The 17,169-nt window shown below is 71.0% G+C and carries 13 protein-coding genes and 2 pseudogenes; 14 read left to right on the forward strand and 1 reads right to left on the reverse strand.

Annotation, left to right across the window (positions count from 1 at the left end; genetic code table 11):
* Window positions 1-233 precede the first annotated feature (233 nt).
* The 14 genes and pseudogenes from ACZ5K7_RS20525 (at window position 234) to ACZ5K7_RS20590 (ending at window position 16,150) form a co-directional block, all read left to right on the forward strand.
* On the forward strand, window positions 234-2,255 hold the full coding sequence (locus tag ACZ5K7_RS20525) for a beta-galactosidase (protein ID WP_468915075.1): 2,022 nt from the start codon (window positions 234-236) through the stop codon (window positions 2,253-2,255).
* A 146-nt stretch (window positions 2,256-2,401) separates the two neighbouring features.
* On the forward strand, window positions 2,402-3,961 hold the full coding sequence (locus ACZ5K7_RS20530; protein WP_468915371.1) for a glycosyl hydrolase 53 family protein: 1,560 nt from the start codon (window positions 2,402-2,404) through the stop codon (window positions 3,959-3,961).
* Between the two features lie 212 nt (window positions 3,962-4,173).
* Window positions 4,174-4,461 carry a winged helix-turn-helix domain-containing protein gene (locus ACZ5K7_RS20535; protein WP_351702784.1) on the forward strand — a complete coding sequence of 96 codons (288 nt, stop codon included), beginning with the start codon at window positions 4,174-4,176 and terminating at the stop codon, window positions 4,459-4,461.
* A gap of 29 nt (window positions 4,462-4,490) precedes the next feature.
* Window positions 4,491-5,444, forward strand: a complete 954-nt coding sequence (locus tag ACZ5K7_RS20540) for an SMP-30/gluconolactonase/LRE family protein (protein WP_450972550.1) — start codon at window positions 4,491-4,493, stop codon at window positions 5,442-5,444.
* A gap of 69 nt (window positions 5,445-5,513) precedes the next feature.
* Window positions 5,514-5,957, forward strand: a pseudogene (gene crcB, locus ACZ5K7_RS20545) (fluoride efflux transporter CrcB); the annotation flags it as partial.
* A gap of 125 nt (window positions 5,958-6,082) precedes the next feature.
* Entirely contained in the window at window positions 6,083-6,457 is a 375-nt protein-coding gene (crcB, locus tag ACZ5K7_RS20550) for a fluoride efflux transporter CrcB (RefSeq protein WP_351702778.1), read from the forward strand.
* Window positions 6,458-6,529: 72 nt separating this feature from the next.
* Window positions 6,530-7,366 (forward strand): undecaprenyl-diphosphate phosphatase, encoded by an 837-nt coding sequence (locus ACZ5K7_RS20555; RefSeq protein ID WP_351702775.1) that lies wholly within the window; start codon window positions 6,530-6,532, stop codon window positions 7,364-7,366.
* A gap of 171 nt (window positions 7,367-7,537) precedes the next feature.
* On the forward strand, window positions 7,538-8,215 hold the full coding sequence (locus ACZ5K7_RS20560) for a FadR/GntR family transcriptional regulator (protein ID WP_351703086.1): 678 nt from the start codon (window positions 7,538-7,540) through the stop codon (window positions 8,213-8,215).
* On the forward strand, window positions 8,212-9,651 hold the full coding sequence (locus ACZ5K7_RS20565) for an amino acid permease (protein WP_468915078.1): 1,440 nt from the start codon (window positions 8,212-8,214) through the stop codon (window positions 9,649-9,651). The genes ACZ5K7_RS20560 and ACZ5K7_RS20565 overlap by 4 nt, the downstream gene beginning before the upstream one ends.
* Window positions 9,652-9,694: 43 nt before the next feature.
* Window positions 9,695-10,711: an asparaginase gene (locus ACZ5K7_RS20570; RefSeq protein ID WP_351702769.1), complete on the forward strand. Its 1,017-nt coding sequence runs from the start codon at window positions 9,695-9,697 to the stop codon at window positions 10,709-10,711.
* A 133-nt stretch (window positions 10,712-10,844) separates the two neighbouring features.
* Window positions 10,845-12,248, forward strand: a complete 1,404-nt coding sequence (gene aspA / locus ACZ5K7_RS20575) for an aspartate ammonia-lyase (RefSeq protein WP_468915080.1) — start codon at window positions 10,845-10,847, stop codon at window positions 12,246-12,248.
* 45 nt (window positions 12,249-12,293) lie between these two features.
* Window positions 12,294-13,223 carry a glutaminase gene (locus ACZ5K7_RS20580; protein ID WP_351702763.1) on the forward strand — a complete coding sequence of 310 codons (930 nt, stop codon included), beginning with the start codon at window positions 12,294-12,296 and terminating at the stop codon, window positions 13,221-13,223.
* 192 nt (window positions 13,224-13,415) lie between these two features.
* Window positions 13,416-14,810, forward strand: a complete 1,395-nt coding sequence (gene mptB / locus ACZ5K7_RS20585; protein ID WP_468915083.1) for a polyprenol phosphomannose-dependent alpha 1,6 mannosyltransferase MptB — start codon at window positions 13,416-13,418, stop codon at window positions 14,808-14,810.
* A complete protein-coding gene (locus tag ACZ5K7_RS20590) occupies window positions 14,807-16,150 on the forward strand; it encodes a glycosyltransferase family 87 protein (protein ID WP_468915085.1) in 1,344 nt (447 codons plus the stop codon). The genes mptB and ACZ5K7_RS20590 overlap by 4 nt, the downstream gene beginning before the upstream one ends.
* 41 nt (window positions 16,151-16,191) lie before the next feature.
* Here ACZ5K7_RS20590 and ACZ5K7_RS20595 read toward each other — a convergent pair.
* A pseudogene (locus ACZ5K7_RS20595) lies at window positions 16,192-17,085 on the reverse strand (D-alanyl-D-alanine carboxypeptidase family protein); the annotation flags it as partial.
* Window positions 17,086-17,169: the final 84 nt, after the last annotated feature.

A 17,169-nucleotide genomic window follows, 5' to 3' on the forward strand; every position in this document is an offset into this window, starting at 1 on the left:
TGACCTGGGCCCCCACCGGACGCGGGGACCTTGCCATGCAGATGCGTGAGCTTTCCGGACAGCACAGACCCGAACATCGCCCGTCGCGAGTCCGTGTCATGCTCTGTGAGCGTTCACAGTAGAGAAACATCCCGGACACTTGTCAATGGTTGTTGCTGTGCGGTTATGTTGGGCTCGTGCCGCGATCGATGTGTGTGCACGTTCCCAAATGATCGATTAAACGGGAGAGATCCATGCCGGACACCACCCCCAGGGGCCTCACCGGGCTCGCCTTCGGCGGGGACTACAACCCCGAGCAGTGGCCGGAAAGCGTCTGGCAGGAGGACGTCCGGCTGATGCGCGAGGCCGGGGTCACGATGGTGAGCGTCGGGATCTTCTCCTGGGCCCTGCTGGAGCCGGCGCCGGGGGAGTACGACTTCGGCTGGCTCGACCGGGTCCTCGGCCTGCTGCACGAGAACGGCATCCGCGTCGACCTGGGCACCCCCACGGTGGTGCCGCCCGCCTGGCTCTACCGGGCCCACCCCGAGGCCCTGCCGGTGACCGCGGAGGGCGTGCGCTACGAGTTCGGCTCACGCGGCGCCATCTGCCACAGCAACGCCGACTACCGCGCGGCGGCGGCGAACATCACCAGCCGCCTCGCCGAGCGCTACGGCGACCACCCGGCCCTGGCGATGTGGCACGTCCACAACGAGTACGGCGTGCCCGTCTCGGCCTGCTACTGCGACTCCTGCGCCGCCCACTTCCGGCGCTGGCTCGCCGACACCCACGGCACGGTCGACGCGGTGAACGAGGCCTGGGGCACGGCCTTCTGGGGCCAGCACTACACCGACCTGGCGCAGATCAACCCGCCGCGCGCCACCCCGACCGTCGGCAACCCGGGCCAGGCCCTCGACTACAAGCGGTTCACCGACGCCACCATCCGCGAGAACTTCCGTGCGGAGCGGGACATCCTGCACCGCCTGTCGCCCGGCGTCCCGGTGACCACCAACTTCATGACCGCCCTCAGCCAGTGCGACTCCATGGACTACTGGGCCTGGGGCCGCGAGGTCGACCTGGTCACCAACGACCACTACCTGATCACCGACGGCCGCCGCACCCACGTCAACCTCGCGATGGCCGCCGACCTCACCCGCTCCGTCGCCGGCGGCGCGCCCTGGCTGCTGCTCGAGCACTCCACCTCGGGTGTCAACTGGCAGCCGCGCAATCCGGCCAAGGCGCCCGGCCAGATGGCCCGCAACTCCCTGGCCCATGTGGCCCGCGGCTCCGACGGCGCGATGTTCTTCCAGTGGCGGCAGTCCCGGCGCGGTGCCGAGAAGTTCCACTCCGCGATGCTCCCGCACGGCGGCACCGGGACCCGGGTGTGGCGCGAGGTCGTCGAACTGGGCGCCTCCCTCGACTCGTTGGCCCAGATCCAGGGCGCCCGCACCGAGGCCGACGCGGCCGTCCTGTGGGACTGGCAGTCCTGGTGGGCGCAGAACCTCCAGTGGCGCCCCAGCGAGGACCACGACCCGCGCGAGCGTGCCGACGCCTTCTACGAGGCCCTCTACGACCGCCACCTCACGGTCGACTTCGCCCACCCGGAAAGCGACTTGTCGGCCTATCCTCTTGTCGTCGTACCGGCCCTCTACCTGATGACGGAGGCGGCCGGGAACAACCTCAAGGAGTACGTCGAGAACGGCGGCACCCTGGTCGTCTCGTACTTCTCCGGGATCGTCGACGAACACGACGCCGTGCACGAGGGCGCCTACCCGGGCCCACTGCGCGACGCCCTCGGTCTCACCATCGAGGAGTTCTCGCCCCTCCTCCAGGGACAGCGGGTGCGCCTCACCGGCCCCGACGGCTCCGAGCTGACCGGCGACGTGTGGACCGAGTTCGTCGTCCCGGGCGCCGCCGAGACCGTCTGGACCTACGGCGACGGCCTCACCGCCGGCCACCCGGCCGTCACCCGGCACCGGCTGGGCGAGGGCACCGCCTGGTACGTGTCGACCCGCCTGGACGCGCACGGCCTGGACGCCCTGCTCGGCCGGGCCGCCGAGGACGCCCGGATCGCGCCCCGCGCCGACCTGCCCCGTGATGTCGAGGTGGTCCGCCGCACCGGCGACCACGGCACCTTCCTGTTCGCCATCAACCACACTGCCACCGACGCCAAGGTGCCGCTGGAGGCACACGGCACCGAGCTGCTGACGGGCGAACGCGCCGCGGGCCGCCTGGCGGTCCCCGCGGGCGCCGTCCGGGTCGTACGGCTCGACGGCTGAGCCCGGCCGCGGACCGGGCCGCCGCACCCGGTCCGCCGAGACTCCCCTCCGCCCGCGAGTGCCACGAGAGCCGTGGGCGGAGGGGCTCCTCCGGCCCCGCCGGAGGACACCCCTCCCCAGTCACGTCGAAGGGACGACGGACGATGATGTTCCATCCCAGACGCACCATCAGAGCCCTGCTGCTGCCGCTGCTGGCCGGGCTCGCCCTCACCGCCCTTCCCGCACAGACCGCCCAGGCCGCGAGCAGCCTCACCAACGGCGGCTTCGAGTCGGACGGTGCCGGTGTGGCCGCACCCGCCGGCTGGTCGGAGTACGGCTCCACGGGCGCTTCCTACACCGAGTCCGGCGGCCACAGCGGCAGTTACCGCCTGAGCCACTACTCGGCCGCCGCCTACAAGGTGGAGACGTACCAGTACCTCTCCGGCCTCACCAACGGCACGTACACCCTCACCGCCTGGGTCCGCTCCAGCGGCGGGCAGAACTCCGCCTACATATCCCTGAAGAACTGTGGCAGTTCGGAGCAGCGGACCGACCTGCCGGTCTCCACCAGCAGCTGGGTGCGGATCGTCACCTCGATCGCGGTCACCGGCAACCAGTGCACCATCAGCATCAACTCCGATGCCAACGCGGGCAACTGGATCAACGTCGACGACCTGACCTTCGCCTCCGGCTCGACGGGCCTGGCCATCAAGGGCGCCGACATCTCGTCCCTCGCCAAGAGCGAGGCCAAGGGCGGGGTCTACAAGACCAGCTCCGGCACCACCGGGGACGCGGTCACCATCCTCAAGAGCGCCGGGATGAACTACGCGCGCCTGAAGGTCTGGGTCAACCCGGCCGACGGCTACAACGACAAGGCGCACGTCCTGGCCATGGCCAAGCGCGTCAAGGCGGCCGGCATGAAACTGCTGGTCGACTTCCACTACTCGGACAGCTGGGCCGACCCGGGCAAGCAGACCAAGCCCGCCGCCTGGTCCGGCCACTCCTACAGCCAGCTCAAGACCGACGTCTACAACCACACGTACGACGTCCTCAACGCGCTGAAGGCGCAGGGCACCACCGCCGACATGGTCCAGGTCGGCAACGAGATCAACGGTGGCATGCTCTGGTCCGAGGGCTCCACCGACAACTGGTCCCAGCTCGCCGGCCTCATCAACTCCGGCTACAGCGCGGCCAAGGCGGTCTCCTCCGGCACGCTGGTCGCCCTGCACCTGGCCAACGCGGGCGACGACGCCACGGTCCGCTGGTGGTTCGACAACGCCAAGACCTACGGCATCAACTACGACGTGATCGGGCTGTCGTACTACGGCTACTGGCACGGCTCGCTCGCCGCCGCCCAGACCACCCTCGACGACGCGGCCTCCCGCTACGGCAAGCCTGTCTACATCGCCGAGACCGCCTACCCGTTCACCCTCGCCCAGGACGACTCGCTGGAGAACCAGATCGACACCAGCGGCGAACTGGTCACCGGCTACCCGGCCACCGCGGCCGGCCAGCTGGCCTGGATGAACGCCGTCGCGAACATCGTCGAGGCCGTCCCGAACGGCCGTGGCCTCGGTGTCTTCTACTGGGAGGCGACCTGGACCGCCGTCACCGGCAACGGCTGGGACCCGACCGACGCCGGCTCCGGAAACGGCTGGGAGAACCAGGCCCTGTTCGGCTACGACGACAAGGCGCTCTCCTCCATGGCGTGGTTCAGTCACCGCTGAACCACCACTGACGAGGGTCCCGGCCGTTAGGGGACGGCCGGGACCCTCCGCCGTCCGGGGCAGGTCGCGAGGGCAAGGCCCCCTTCGGCCGATTGCGTACGGCCGTTCGGTCTCGGACAACGGTCATCGAGTCCCTGACGTGGGGGCTTCGGCTGCGGAACAGTGGGAAAAACGAACTACGAGGAGGCAGGGGACGGACGGAGGCCGGTCGGATGCTGAGGAACTCCCAGAGCGTGAGCCGCCTGGACATTCTGGACTGGCTCAAGGATCCGGCGGCCCACTTCCCGCCCCAGCGTCACGTGGACCTCACCGAGAACGGCGTCACCGTCCGGGCCGTCGCGGTCAAACTCGGCGTCTCCCGCAAGGTCGCCGGCACCCATCTGGGCATGCTGACCCGGCTCGGGCTGCTGCGCACCCGGCGTATCCGGCACCGCACCTACTACCGGCGTGACGAGATCCGGATCGCCGAGGTGGCCCGGATGTTCGAGAAGGGATGGTGAGAACGGTCACGCCTGTCACCATGGGGTTCATGGACCGACCCGCGCGCCTCGTCCCGCTCCACTACGTCGCCATCGGCGGCCGCGGCCCGGAGGACGTGGTGACGGACCCGGACGGCGGGGTCCTCACCGGCGTCGAGGACGGCCGCATCCTGCGCCTGGACGGGCTCGGCGACCCGGACACCGCCCGGGTCCGCGAGCTGGCCCGGACCGGCGGCCGCCCCCTGGGCCTCGAACTCCTCCCGGACGGCGACCTGCTGGTCTGCGACGCGGAGCGCGGCCTGCTGCGCGTCGGCCTCGCCGACGGCGCCGTCCGCGTCCTCGCCGACTCGGTCGAGGGAGAGCCGCTGCGGTTCGCCAGCAATGTGGTCGCCCTGCCCGACGGCACCGTGTACTTCACCACCTCCAGCCGCCGCTTCCCGCTGGACCGGTGGATCGGTGACATCGTCGAGCACAGCGGCACCGGCCGCCTGCTGCGCCTCGCGCCGGGCGCCCGCAGCGCCGAAGTGGCCTGCGACGGGCTCCAGTTCGCCAACGGGCTGGCCGTGAGCGGCGACGGCACCTTCCTGATCGTCGCCGAGACCGGCGCGTACCGTCTCACCCGCTACTGGCTCACCGGCCCGCGGGCCGGCCGCGCCGAGTTCTTCGCCGAGCTCCCCGGCATGCCAGACAACATGTGGCGGGACGGCGAGCTGACCTGGGTGGCCCTGGCCGGCCCGCGCAATCCGCCGCTCGACCTCTTCCACCGGACCCCGCCCGCCGTCCGCCGGGCAGCCGCGCGAGCCGCCGTACACGCCCCCTACCGCCCGGCCGGCACCATCGCCGTGACGGCCCTCGACGACCAGGGCAGAGTCGTCCACCACCTCGCCCGCCACCGATCCGGCTTCCGCATGGCCACCAGCGTCTGTGTGACCGGCCGCCACCTGGTCCTCGGCAGCGTCTGGGAGCCGGGCGTCGCGGTCTGCGCGGCCCCCACCGCGAAGTGACCGCCGGGTAGACCCGGCGGTACCCTGGGGCACTCGTCGGGGCGGTGCCGAACAGGAGACCTACGACCCATGACAGCCCCGGAAGCCGAGAGCCTCCGTGTCCAGCCGAGCCCCGGGCGGCGGCCGGAATGGCGTGCTCAGGCACCGGTCGTCGCGGTGGTCGCCGCCGGCGGCGCGATCGGGGCGGTGACCCGCTACGCACTCGCCCTGGCGCTGCCCACGGCAGCGGGCGGATTCCCCTGGGCGACCTTCTGGACGAACGTCGTCGGCTGCGCGGTGATCGGCGCGTTCCTGATCCTGATCACCGAAGGACTGCCCGCCCATCGCCTCGTCCGCCCCTTCTTCGGCACCGGTGTCCTCGGCGGCTTCACCACCTTCTCCACCTATGCCGTCGACATCCAGAAACTGATCGACCACGGCCGGCCCGTCACGGGCCTGGCCTACCTCGCCGCGACCCTGTGCGCGGCCCTCGCCGCGGTGTGGTGCGCGGCCACCGCGACCCGCCGTGTCCTCACCCGCACGCCCCTCTGCACGGAGGTGACCGAGGGCCTCGTCACCCTGGACGACTGCGAGGTCGTCCGGTACGTGGGCCGGGACGCGGAATCCAACAAAACGGACGCGAAGGGTAAGAAGTCGTTGTGAACTGGCTGCTGGTCGTCGCCGGCGCCGTCGTCGGTGCTCCGCTGCGCTACCTCACCGACCGCGCCGTGCAGGCCGGGCACGACTCCGTCTTTCCCTGGGGTACGTTCGTGGTGAACGTCGTCGGCTGCCTGATCCTCGGACTGCTGACCGGCGCGGCCTCGGCGGGGGCGGCGAGCCCCCACCTCCAGTTGCTGCTGGGCACCGGGCTGTGCGGGGCGCTGACGACGTACTCGACGTTCTCCTACGAGACCCTGCGGCTGACCGAGACCGGTGCCGGGCTCTACGCTGCGGCCAACGTCGTCGCGAGCGTGGCGGCGGGGCTCGGGGCGGCCTTCGCCGGAGTGGCGATCGCCCAGGCGGTGTGGGCCTAGGACTTGCCTCACACCCGCGCGTTGTAAGACTGTCTACAGCACTGTCGACCAAACTCTGCAGAACTGGATCCCATGAGCGCCATCTCCGTCGGTCAGGCCGCCATCCTCGGGGTTGTCGAGGGGGTGACCGAGTTCCTCCCGGTGTCTTCCACCGGCCACCTCAAGATCACCGAGGGGCTCATGAACATCCCCGTCGACGACCAGTCCGTCGTCGGGTTCTCGGCCGTCATCCAGGTCGGCGCCATCGCCGCCGTGCTGGTGTACTTCTTCAAGGACATCCGGCGGATCGTCTCCGCCTGGGGCCGGGGGCTGGTCAACAAGGAGGAGCGCTACCACCACGACTACAAGTTCGCCTGGTGGGTGATCGCCGCGACCATCCCGATCGTCCTGGTGGGCCTCGCCGCCAAGCCGCTGATCGACGGCCCGCTCGCCTCGCTCTGGGTGGTGGCCGGCTCGCTGATCCTCGGCTCCGCTGTGATGTGGGCGGCCGACCAGATGGGCCGCCACAAGCGCGGCGAGGACGACACCTCCTTCGCGGACGCGATGTGGGTCGGCTCCTCCCAGATCCTCGCCCTGCTCTTCCCCGGCTTCTCCCGCTCCGGCGCCACCATGTCCACCGCGCTCATCCGGGACCTCGACCGGGTCGCCGCCACCCGCCTCTCCTTCTTCCTCGGTATCCCGGCCCTGACCGGCGCCGGCCTCTACGAGCTCAAGGACGCCCTCGGCGCGGGCGTCGGCGCCGCGCCGCTGGTCGTCGGCACGGTCGTCTCCTTCGTGGTCGCCTACGCCTCCATCGCCTGGCTGCTGAAGTTCGTCGCCAAGCACTCCTTCAACGCGTTCGTGATCTACCGGATCGTCATCGGCCTGACCCTCTTCGGGCTGCTCGCCACCGACACGATCAGCGCCTGACCCTGTCATCGCTCCGCCACGGGGTGTGACGCCTGTCCATTCAGGTGTCGCACCCCGTGAATGTTTCCTTTCCGGAAACCTTGACAGTCCAGTCCCGCAACCCGGAACATCTCACTCGTGAACCTGTCAGACAGCCGGACAGCCGGACAGCCTCCGCGGCGTGTGAGTGCCATGGAGGCGGTCCTGGCGCATCTGCGCGGCGCCATCGAGCGCGGCGAGTACCCCGTGGGCGACAAGCTCCCCTCCGAGGCGGAGCTGTGCCGCACCCTGGAGGTCAGCAGGCCCGTCCTGCGCGAGGCCCTGCGGGCCCTGCAGACGATGGGCCTGACCGTCTCCAAGACCGGCAAGGGCACCTTCGTGGTCGCGAACGCCGTCGAGGACCCCACCTTCGGCGACTACGCGGCCAGCGACCTGCTCGAAGTGCGCCGGCACATCGAGATCCCGGTCGCCGGGTACGCGGCGCTGCGCCGCACTCCGGAGAACCTGGACCACCTGGCCCATCTGCTCGACCGCATGGAGCGGGAGACGGACACCACCGCGTGGGTGGCGATGGACACCCTCTTCCACCTCGCCGTGGCCGAGGCCGCCCAGAACCCGGTCTTCCGCCGGGTCATCGAGGAGATCCGGGACGCACTGGCGCGTCAGTCGGCCTTCCTCAACGAGCTGGGCGGCCGCCGCGAGCAGTCCAACCGGGAGCACCGGGCCATCGTCGAGGCACTGATCGACGGTTCCGAACCCGACGCCGTGGACGCCATGAGCCACCACCTGGACCGCGTCGAGACGACCCTCACCCACATCGTGCGCCCCGCGCGCACGGACGAGCACACGGAAGGCGGAACCGAGGCGTGAGCGAACAGCACCTCAAAGACGAGACGCGCCCCTCGTCCCGTCACGTCGACGCCGGCGACCACGGCTACAGCAAGTCGCTGAAGCACCGCCACGTCAACATGATCGCCATCGGCGGCGCCATAGGCACCGGCCTCTTCCTCGGCGCCGGCGGCCGCCTCGCCGACGCCGGCCCCTCCCTCTTCGTCGCGTACGCGGTCTGCGGGATCTTCGCCTTCCTCGTCGTACGCGCCCTCGGCGAACTCGTCCTGTACCGCCCGTCCTCCGGCGCCTTCGTGTCGTACGCCCGTGAGTTCCTGGGCGAGAAGGGCGCGTACACCGCGGGCTGGATGTACTTCCTGAACTGGGCGACCACCGGCATCGCCGACATCACCGCGGTGGCCACCTACACGCACTACTGGGGGATGTTCTCCGACATCCCGCAATGGTTGATCGCATTGATCGCCCTCGCTGTCGTGCTGACCGTCAATCTCATCTCGGTCAAGATCTTCGGCGAACTGGAGTTCTGGTTCGCGATCGTCAAGGTCAGCGCGCTGGTGATCTTCATGTGCATCGGCATCTTCCTGCTGGTCACCCAGCACCCCGTGGACGGCGCCGCCCCCGGCCCCTCCCTGATCACCGACAACGGCGGCGTCTTCCCCAACGGCCTGCTGCCCATGCTGCTGATCATCCAGGGCGTCGTCTTCGCCTACGCGTCGGTCGAACTGGTCGGCGTCGCCGCGGGCGAGACCGAGAACCCCGAGAAGATCATGCCCAAGGCGATCAACTCGATCATGTGGCGGGTCGGCCTGTTCTACGTCGGCTCGGTCGTCCTGCTGTCGATGCTGCTGCCCTGGAACAAGTACACGGCGGGCCAGAGCCCCTTCGTCACCGTCCTCTCCCACGTCGGCATCCCGGCGGCCGGCGGCGTGATGAACCTCGTCGTCCTCACCGCCGCCATGTCCTCCCTCAACTCCGGTCTCTACTCGACCGGACGCATCCTGCGCTCCATGGCCGTCAACGGCTCCGCCCCCAGGTTCACCGCGAAGATGAGCCGCACCCAGGTGCCGTACGGCGGAATCCTGCTGACCAGCGGCATCTGTGTGCTCGGTGTGGGCCTCAACTTCGTGGTCCCCGCCGACGCGTTCGAGATCGTCCTCAACTTCGCGGCGATCGGCATCCTCGCCACCTGGGGCATGATCATGCTCTGTCACCTGCTCTTCTGGCAGAAGACCCAGAAGGGCGAACTCACCCGCCCCGGCTACCGACTGCCGGGCTCCCCCTGGACCGAGATCGTGACGCTGGCCTTCCTGGCCGCCGTCCTGGTCCTCATGTACGCCGACGGCGGCGCCGGACGCACCACCGTGCTGTGCCTGCCGCTGATCGTCGCCGCGCTGGTCGCCGGCTGGTACGCCATCCGCGGCCGACTCGCGCGTCCGTCCGCCGGAGCCGACGCGTGAACCGCGTACCGGTCCGTCCCGACTCACCCGAGACCAGGCAGTGATGTACAGCAGTTCCCCCGCGGCCGCACCCGTCGTCCGTGAACCCCTCCACGCCCCCGTCGCCCACCTCATACGCGGCGGGGTCGTCGAGGGCATCCACTACGGCTCCGTCGTCGTCCTCGGCGCCGACGGCGAGGTCCAGTTCCAGCTCGGCGACATCGAGGCCGCGTTCTACCCGCGTTCGGCCGTCAAGCCCGTCCAGGCCGTGGCCATGCTGCGGGCCGGGCTGCCGCTCGACGGCGAGCTGCTCTCGCTGGCCGCCGCCAGCCACTCCGGGGAGGAACGCCACCTCGCCGGCACCCGGCGGATCCTCGACCTCGCCGGCCTCACCGAGGACGACCTGCGCAACGTCCCCGACCTGCCGTACGACCCCGCGGTCCGGGACACCTGGATCCGCGAGGGCCGGCAGCCGTCCCGGCTCGCCCAGAACTGCTCGGGCAAGCACGCGGCGATGCTGTGGACCGCGCAGCTGAACGACTGGTCCCTCGCGGACTATCTGGAGCCGGAGCACCCGCTCCAGCAGGCGATCGCCGAGATCGTCGAGGACCTGTCCGGGCAGCGCATCGCGCGGACCACCGTGGACGGCTGCGGCGCGCCGTTGTTCTCCCTCTCCCTGCACGGGCTGGCCCGGGCGGTGTCGCGGATCGTGACCGCCGCGCCGGGGACGCCGGAGGCGCGGGTCGCCGACGCGATGCGGGAGCACGCCGAGATGGCGTCCGGCGCGGGGCGCGACGTGGCCGCGCTGATGGCGGCCGTGCCGGGGCTGCTGGCCAAGGACGGCTTCGAGGGCGTCGAGGTCGCGGCGCTGCCGGACGGGCGGGCCGTGGCCGTGAAGATCGCCGACGGGGCGAACCGGGCGCGGATTCCGGTGACGGCGGCGGCGTTGGCGCGGGCCGGGGTCGACCCTGCTCTGCTCACGGAGTTCCAGGGCGAGGCGTTGCTCGGCGGGGGCCGTGAGGTCGGGTGCGTGCGGCCTGTTCGCTCGCTGGAGCCTGTCGGGGTTCCGGCCTGCGCCTAGTCGCCTGCGTGGACTTGTCCTTCGGCGGCTGCGGGCCGGGTGTGGCTGGTCGCGCCCACGCGGCGGAGCCGCATATCGATACAGCCCCGCGCCCCTTACGGGGCGCCTTACCCTCACTCTTTTGGAAGAGGACATGACTGTTCGTAGTGAACACGATCTGCTCGGTGACCGTGATGTTCCCCTCGACGCCTACTGGGGTGTGCACACACTGCGTGCCACGGAGAACTTCCCCATCACCGGGACGCCGATCTCCGCCTACCCGCACCTGATCGACGCCCTGGCCGCCGTCAAGGAGGCCGCGGCCCTCGCCAACGAGGAGCTGGGGCTGCTGGCGCCCGCGAAGGCGGCCGCCATCGTCGCCGCCTGCCGGGAGATCCGGGACGGCAAGCTGCACGACCAGTTCGTCGTGGATGTCATCCAGGGCGGTGCCGGGACCTCGACGAACATGAACGCCAACGAGGTCGTCGCCAACCGGGCGCTGGAGTTGATGGGGCACGGGAAGGGTCAGTACCAGTACCTGCACCCCAACGAGGACGTCAACCTCGGTCAGTCGACCAACGACGTCTACCCGACCGCCGTCAAGATAGCGACGGTCTTCGCGGTGCGCGGACTGCTCAAGGCGATGGCTGTACTCCAGGACGCCTTCGGCCGTAAGGCCGTCGAGTTCCGTGACGTGCTCAAGATGGGCCGTACACAGTTGCAGGACGCGGTTCCCATGACGCTCGGTCAGGAGTTCTCCACCTTTGCCGTCATGATTGACGAGGATCGCTCCCGTCTTGACGAGGCCGTCGAGTTGATCCATGAGATCAACCTGGGTGCCACCGCCATCGGCACCGGCCTCAACGCACCCGCCGGATACGCCGAGTCGGCCCGCCGGCACCTCGCCGGGATCACCGGGCTGCCCCTGGTCACCGCCGCCAACCTGGTGGAGGCCACCCAGGACTGCGGTGCGTTCGTGCAGATGTCCGGCGTGCTGAAGCGGATCGCGGTCAAGCTCAGCAAGAGCTGCAACGACCTGCGGCTGCTGTCCTCCGGGCCGCGCGCGGGGCTGGGAGAGATCAACCTGCCGCCCGTGCAGGCCGGCTCGTCGATCATGCCCGGCAAGGTCAACCCGGTCATCCCCGAGGTCGTCAACCAGGTCGCCTTCGAGGTCATCGGCAACGACGTCGCCATCACCATGGCCGCCGAGGCCGGGCAGCTCCAGCTCAACGCGTTCGAGCCGATCATCCTGCACTCCCTGTCGGAGAGCATCACGCATCTGCGGAACGCCTGCCTGACGCTGGCCGAGCGCTGCGTCGACGGCATCACGGCCAACACCGAGGTGCTGCGGGCGACGGTCGAGAACTCCATCGGCCTGGTCACCGCCCTCAACCCGTACATCGGGTACACGGCGGCCACCGACATCGCCAAGGAGGCCCTCGTCACCGGCCGGGGCGTAGCGGAACTCGTCCTGGAGAAGGGACTGTTGCCGGCCGAGCGACTCGCCGACCTGCTGCGTCCCGAGGTCGTCGCCGGCAGCGGTTCGCCCCTCGTCTGACCTGCGAGTACGCGCCAGGACCGGCACGGAGGCACAATAGTGATCATGACAGTGACGTCGTCCCCGGCCTTTCTGCCGGTCCTGGAGCGGATCGCGGAGGAGATCGAGCGGACGCCCGGCCGCGGGCGGCCCGCCGACTACATACCGGCGCTCGCCGCCTGCGACCCGCGCAGCTTCGGCATGGCCGTGGCCGAGCTGGACGGCACGGTCTACGGCGTAGGCGACTGGCGGCAGCCGTTCTCCACGCAGTCCATCACCAAGGTCTTCACCCTCGCCCTCGACCTGGGCCGTGAGGGCGACGAACTCTGGGAGCACGTCGGCCGCGAACCCTCCGGCAACCCTTTCAACTCCCTGGTCCAGCTGGAGTACGAGAACGGCATCCCGCGCAACCCCTTCATCAACGCGGGCGCCCTCGTCGTCACCGACCGCCTCCAGACCCGTACCGGAGACGCGGCCGGCGAACTCCTCGCCTTTCTGCGGGCCGAGAGCGGCAATGCCGCCCTGGACTTCGACCGGGGGGTGGCCGCCTCCGAGTCCCAGCACGGAGACCGCAACGCCGCCCTGGCCCACTTCATGGCCTCCTACGGCAACATCGACAACGAGATCCCGGTCCTCCTCGACCAGTACTTCCGCCAGTGCTCCGTCGCCGCGTCCTGTGCCGACCTCGCCCTGGCGACCACGTTCCTGGCCCGCCACGGCATCCGGGCCGACGGCAGCCGTCTGCTCACCCGCAGCCAGGCGAAGCAGGTCAACGCGGTGATGCTCACCTGCGGCACGTACGACGCGGCGGGCGACTTCGCGTACCGGGTGGGGCTGCCGGGGAAGAGCGGGGTAGGGGGTGGCATCATCGCCGTGGTGCCGGGTCGTTGTGCGCTGTGCGTGTGGAGCCCGGGCCTGGACGAGCGGGGCAACTCGGTGGCGGGAGTGGCGGCGCTGGACAGATTCACCACTTTGACGGGCCTGTCGGTCTTCTAGGCCGGGACTGTGGCGCCCCCTTCAGGGGCGCGGGGCGGTATCGATGCGCGGTTCCGCCGCGCGGGCGCGAACTGCCACGACGGACCCGCACCCGGCGACGCACCACTCACAGGTAACAAGCAGGCCGCTCCCAAGAAAACGCCCCGTCGCTTTCTGGCCACCCGCAATTGACACGCTGAGCCAGTGTTGGCCATGGCTTTTCCCGTCGATCTTCGCCGCTGCCAGGTACTAGGCCTGGCCGGTACCGCGTTCCTCGCCCTGGGAGGTGAGACCGCAGGCGCCCTCCCCGTGGAGGACCTGCTCGCGCCCAGCTCGGTGCAGGCGGCGTTCGGCCTGGTCGGGGTCTACTTCGGAGTCGTGCTGCTCATCGCGGCATGGCTGCTGCTGGGCCGCCTCGTGCGCGGTGGCGAACCGCCCACCCCCCGCCAGCTGTTGCTGGTCCTCGCCGTCTGGGCGGCCCCGCTGCTGCTCGCGCCCCCGCTGTTCAGCCGGGACGTGTACAGCTACCTCGCGCAGGGTGCGATGGTCGACGCGCACATGGACGTCTACACGGCGGGACCCGCGCAGCTCGGCGGCCCGCTGGCAGACGAGGTCGCCCCGGTCTGGCAGAACACCGCCGCACCGTACGGCCCCGCTTTCATGGGCGTGGCCTCGCTGCTGTCCGGCCTGACCCGGGGCGAACTCCCGGCCGGGCTCTTCGGGATGCGGCTGGTCGCCCTGCTCGGCGTCGGCCTGATGGCGGCCGCGCTGCCCAGGCTCGCCCGGCACAGCGGCGCCGACCCGGCCGCCGCGCTCTGGCTCGGCGCCCTCAACCCCCTGGTGCTGCTGCACCTGGTCGCGGGCGCCCACAACGACGCGATCATGCTCGGTCTGCTGGGCCTCGGCCTGGTCGCGGCGCTCGGCCGCTGGCCGCTCCTCGGAGCCGTGCTCGTCACGCTGGCGGCACTGGTGAAGGCACCGGCCGCACTGGGGCTGCTCGCGATCATCGTCGTACAGGCGCGCAAGGGCCGCAGTCCGGTGGGCGCCGCCCTGCTGACGGCGGCCGCGTCCGGCGCCACGACGGTGGTCGCGACCACCGTCGCCGGGACCGGATACGGGTGGATAAGGGCGCTCGACACGCCCGTCTCCGCGCACAACTGGGCACTCAGCAGCCTGCTCGGCCGGGCCACCGGCGCGCTCCTGGAACACCTCGGCAGCGATCTGGCGCCGCTGGCCGTGCCGGCCTGGCATCTGCTCGGGCTCGCGCTCACCGCGGTGACCGTGCTGCTGATATGGGTCCGGCTGCGGCCCCGCCCGGTCTACGCCCTCGGCCTGAGCCTGGCCGCGGTCGCCGCCTTCGGACCGGCGATCCGGCCCTGGTACGCGATCTGGGGCCTGTTCCTGATAGCGGCAGCGGCGCCCAGCACCTCGGTACGGCACCGGGTGGCCGCCGTCACCGGCGTGCTCGCGCTCGCCGTGCTGCCCAGCGGCGGCCCCGCCGACATCGGCCAGCTGGTCCTCGCCGTCTCCGGCGGGGTGCTGGGCGTGGTCGTGCTGTGGCAGGCCCACCAGGCCGCGCAGGCCCCGGCCGTGGGACGTACGGCATGAGAGGACCGCTTACCGACCGGGGGAGACTGCTGCTCGTCCTGGTCCTCGTCGCCGCCGTGACCGTGTTCACGGCCACCGTGCCGCTGCTGCGCGACTGGTTCGACCTGCGCGTCTACTACGGCACCGTGCACACCTGGGTGCACCACGGCGGGCGGATCTACGACTACCGGGTGCCCGGGACGACGTACGGCTTCACCTATCCGCCGTTCGCCGCCGTCGGCATGCTGCCCATGGCGCTGGTGGGGCTGCATCTGGCCATCGCGGTTTCGCTGCTGGTCAACCTGGCCGCGCTGGCCTTCGTGCTGCGCATCCTGGCCGGGCCTGGCTGGCGGCGCTGGGGCTGGTACCGCTGGGCGCTGGCCCTGTGCGCGCTGGCGCTGTTCGAGCCGCTGCGGGACACCTTCAGCTTCGGCCAGGTGAACCTGATCCTGCTCGCCCTGGTGCTCGCGGACTGCTGTCTGCTGCGCAGTGGGCGGGGTCGCTGGGCCGGGGTCGGCATCGGGCTCGCCGCCGCGATCAAGCTCACGCCCGCGCTGTTCATCGGCATGCTGCTGCTCGGCCGCAGGTGGCGTGCGGCCGGTGTCGCCACGGCCGTGGCGCTCGCCGCCACCGGGCTCGCCGCCTGGGCCGACCCGAAGGCGTCCCGTTTCTACTGGACGCAGGCGCTCTGGGACACCAGCCGGGTCGGCCGGCTCGACTACGTGTCGAACCAGTCGCTGCAGGGCGTACTGGCCCGGCTCGGCCATCCGGACAAGCCGCTGTGGGCGACGGTCGTGCTGCTCACCCTGGCCGTGTGGGCGTGGCGGACCCGCAAGGCGGTGGCGGCCGGGGACTGGACGGCCGCCTTCGCGCTCACCGGGCTCGCCGCCTGCCTGGTCAGCCCGATCACCTGGGTGCACCACCTGGTGTGGGCGCTGCCCGCGTTCGCGCTGCTGGCCCGCGCGGGGTACCCGCGGATCGCGGGCGCCCTCTACGCGGTGATGTGCACCAGCGTGGTGTGGCTGTGGTTCGACGACGCTTCGGGGATCGACGGGTTCCTCGGCAGCAACCTCTACACCTGGATCACCCTGGGGCTGCTGCTGGGCCTGCCGACCGGTCAGTCCCGCGCGGAGCGGTCGCCCCTGAGCCGCATCGCGAGGGTCACGGCGCCCACGCCGAGTACCGCGAAGCCCGCGGCCATGGCGGTGTCGGACCAGCCGGAGTCGTCCTCCGGCGCGGTGGCCGCCGCCATCGGCACGGTGCTCGGCCCCGGCTGGGGGCGCGGTTTGGCCCGCAGGGCGTCCAGCGAGCCCACCGGGTCGACCCGTCCGGCCGCCTCGAACCCCCAGTCGAGCAGCTGACGGGCCTCGTCGTACACGCCGCCGTCCTGGGGGTTCATCACCGTCACGACGAGGGTGCGCCCGCCCCGCCGGGCGGCGGCGACCAGGGTGTTGCCGGCGTTGGTGGTGTAGCCGTTCTTGATCCCGATCAGGCCGGGATAGCGCGGCACACCGTCCAGGCCGGTGAGCAGCCGGTTGGTGTTCTCGATGCCGAACGACCAGCCGTCGCCGGCCGGGAAGCGGGCCGCGGCGGTGGAGCAGTAGCGGGCGAATTCGCGGTTGCGCAGCCCGGTCCGGCCGAACACCGCCAGGTCGAACGCCGAGGAGACCTGCCCCGGCGCGTCGTAGCCGTCGGGGGACTCGACATGCGTGTCGAGAGCGCCCAGGGCGCGCGCCTTGGCCTGCATCCGGGTGACGGTGCGCTGCCAGCCCCCGTTGAGCGCGGCCAGGACGTGCACGGCGTCGTTTCCGGAGCTGAGGAAGACCCCGCGCCACAGATCGGCCACCCGGTAGGTGTGGCCCTCCTCGACGCCGACCAGGCTGCTGCCCTCGCCGACGTCCGCCAGCTCCGCGGGCGTCACCCGGTGCTCCAGACCGGCCGGCAGGACCGGCAGCACGGTGAGCGCGAACAGGGTCTTCAGCGTGCTGGCCGGCGGCAGCTCGCGATGCGCCTCGTTCGCCGCGAGCACCTGGCCGCTGTCCGCGTCGGCGACCAGCCAGGAGAGCGCGGAGACGTCCGGGACCTCCGGCGCCCCGGGGTGCGGCCGTACCTGGGTGCCGGAGTGGTAGAGCAGGGACGGCCCGGGCACCACCGCCCTCGGGGGCGGGGCCGGGTCCAGCGCCCCGGTGCCGGCGGCGGCCGTACCGGACGTCAGCGCCAGCAGGCCCGCCACACAGAGGGCGCAGGTCGACACCGCCGCCCGGCGAGGGAATCGGTCAGAGAATCCGATCGTCATACGATCAACGTAGGAAGGGAGTCGGCGTCCGGCGCGCAGCCTGGGCCGGATGGACGCCCTGTGCAACCCGGATGCCGCACGCAC

This window comes from Streptomyces sp. NPDC031497 (genome assembly GCF_055580905.1).

Bases quoted from the DNA above. Each gene is read 5' to 3' on its own strand.
- ACZ5K7_RS20525 (WP_468915075.1), top strand. From the start codon at position 234: ATGCCGGACACCACCCCCAGGGGCCTCACCGGGCTCGCCTTCGGCGGG.
- ACZ5K7_RS20530 (WP_468915371.1), top strand. From the start codon at position 2,402: ATGTTCCATCCCAGACGCACCATCAGAGCCCTGCTGCTGCCGCTGCTG.
- ACZ5K7_RS20535 (WP_351702784.1), top strand. From the start codon at position 4,174: ATGCTGAGGAACTCCCAGAGCGTGAGCCGCCTGGACATTCTGGACTGG.
- ACZ5K7_RS20540 (WP_450972550.1), top strand. From the start codon at position 4,491: ATGGACCGACCCGCGCGCCTCGTCCCGCTCCACTACGTCGCCATCGGC.
- ACZ5K7_RS20555 (WP_351702775.1), top strand. From the start codon at position 6,530: ATGAGCGCCATCTCCGTCGGTCAGGCCGCCATCCTCGGGGTTGTCGAG.
- ACZ5K7_RS20560 (WP_351703086.1), top strand. From the start codon at position 7,538: ATGGAGGCGGTCCTGGCGCATCTGCGCGGCGCCATCGAGCGCGGCGAG.
- ACZ5K7_RS20570 (WP_351702769.1), top strand. From the start codon at position 9,695: ATGTACAGCAGTTCCCCCGCGGCCGCACCCGTCGTCCGTGAACCCCTC.
- aspA (WP_468915080.1), top strand. From the start codon at position 10,845: ATGACTGTTCGTAGTGAACACGATCTGCTCGGTGACCGTGATGTTCCC.
- ACZ5K7_RS20580 (WP_351702763.1), top strand. From the start codon at position 12,294: ATGACAGTGACGTCGTCCCCGGCCTTTCTGCCGGTCCTGGAGCGGATC.
- mptB (WP_468915083.1), top strand. From the start codon at position 13,416: ATGGCTTTTCCCGTCGATCTTCGCCGCTGCCAGGTACTAGGCCTGGCC.
- ACZ5K7_RS20590 (WP_468915085.1), top strand. From the start codon at position 14,807: ATGAGAGGACCGCTTACCGACCGGGGGAGACTGCTGCTCGTCCTGGTC.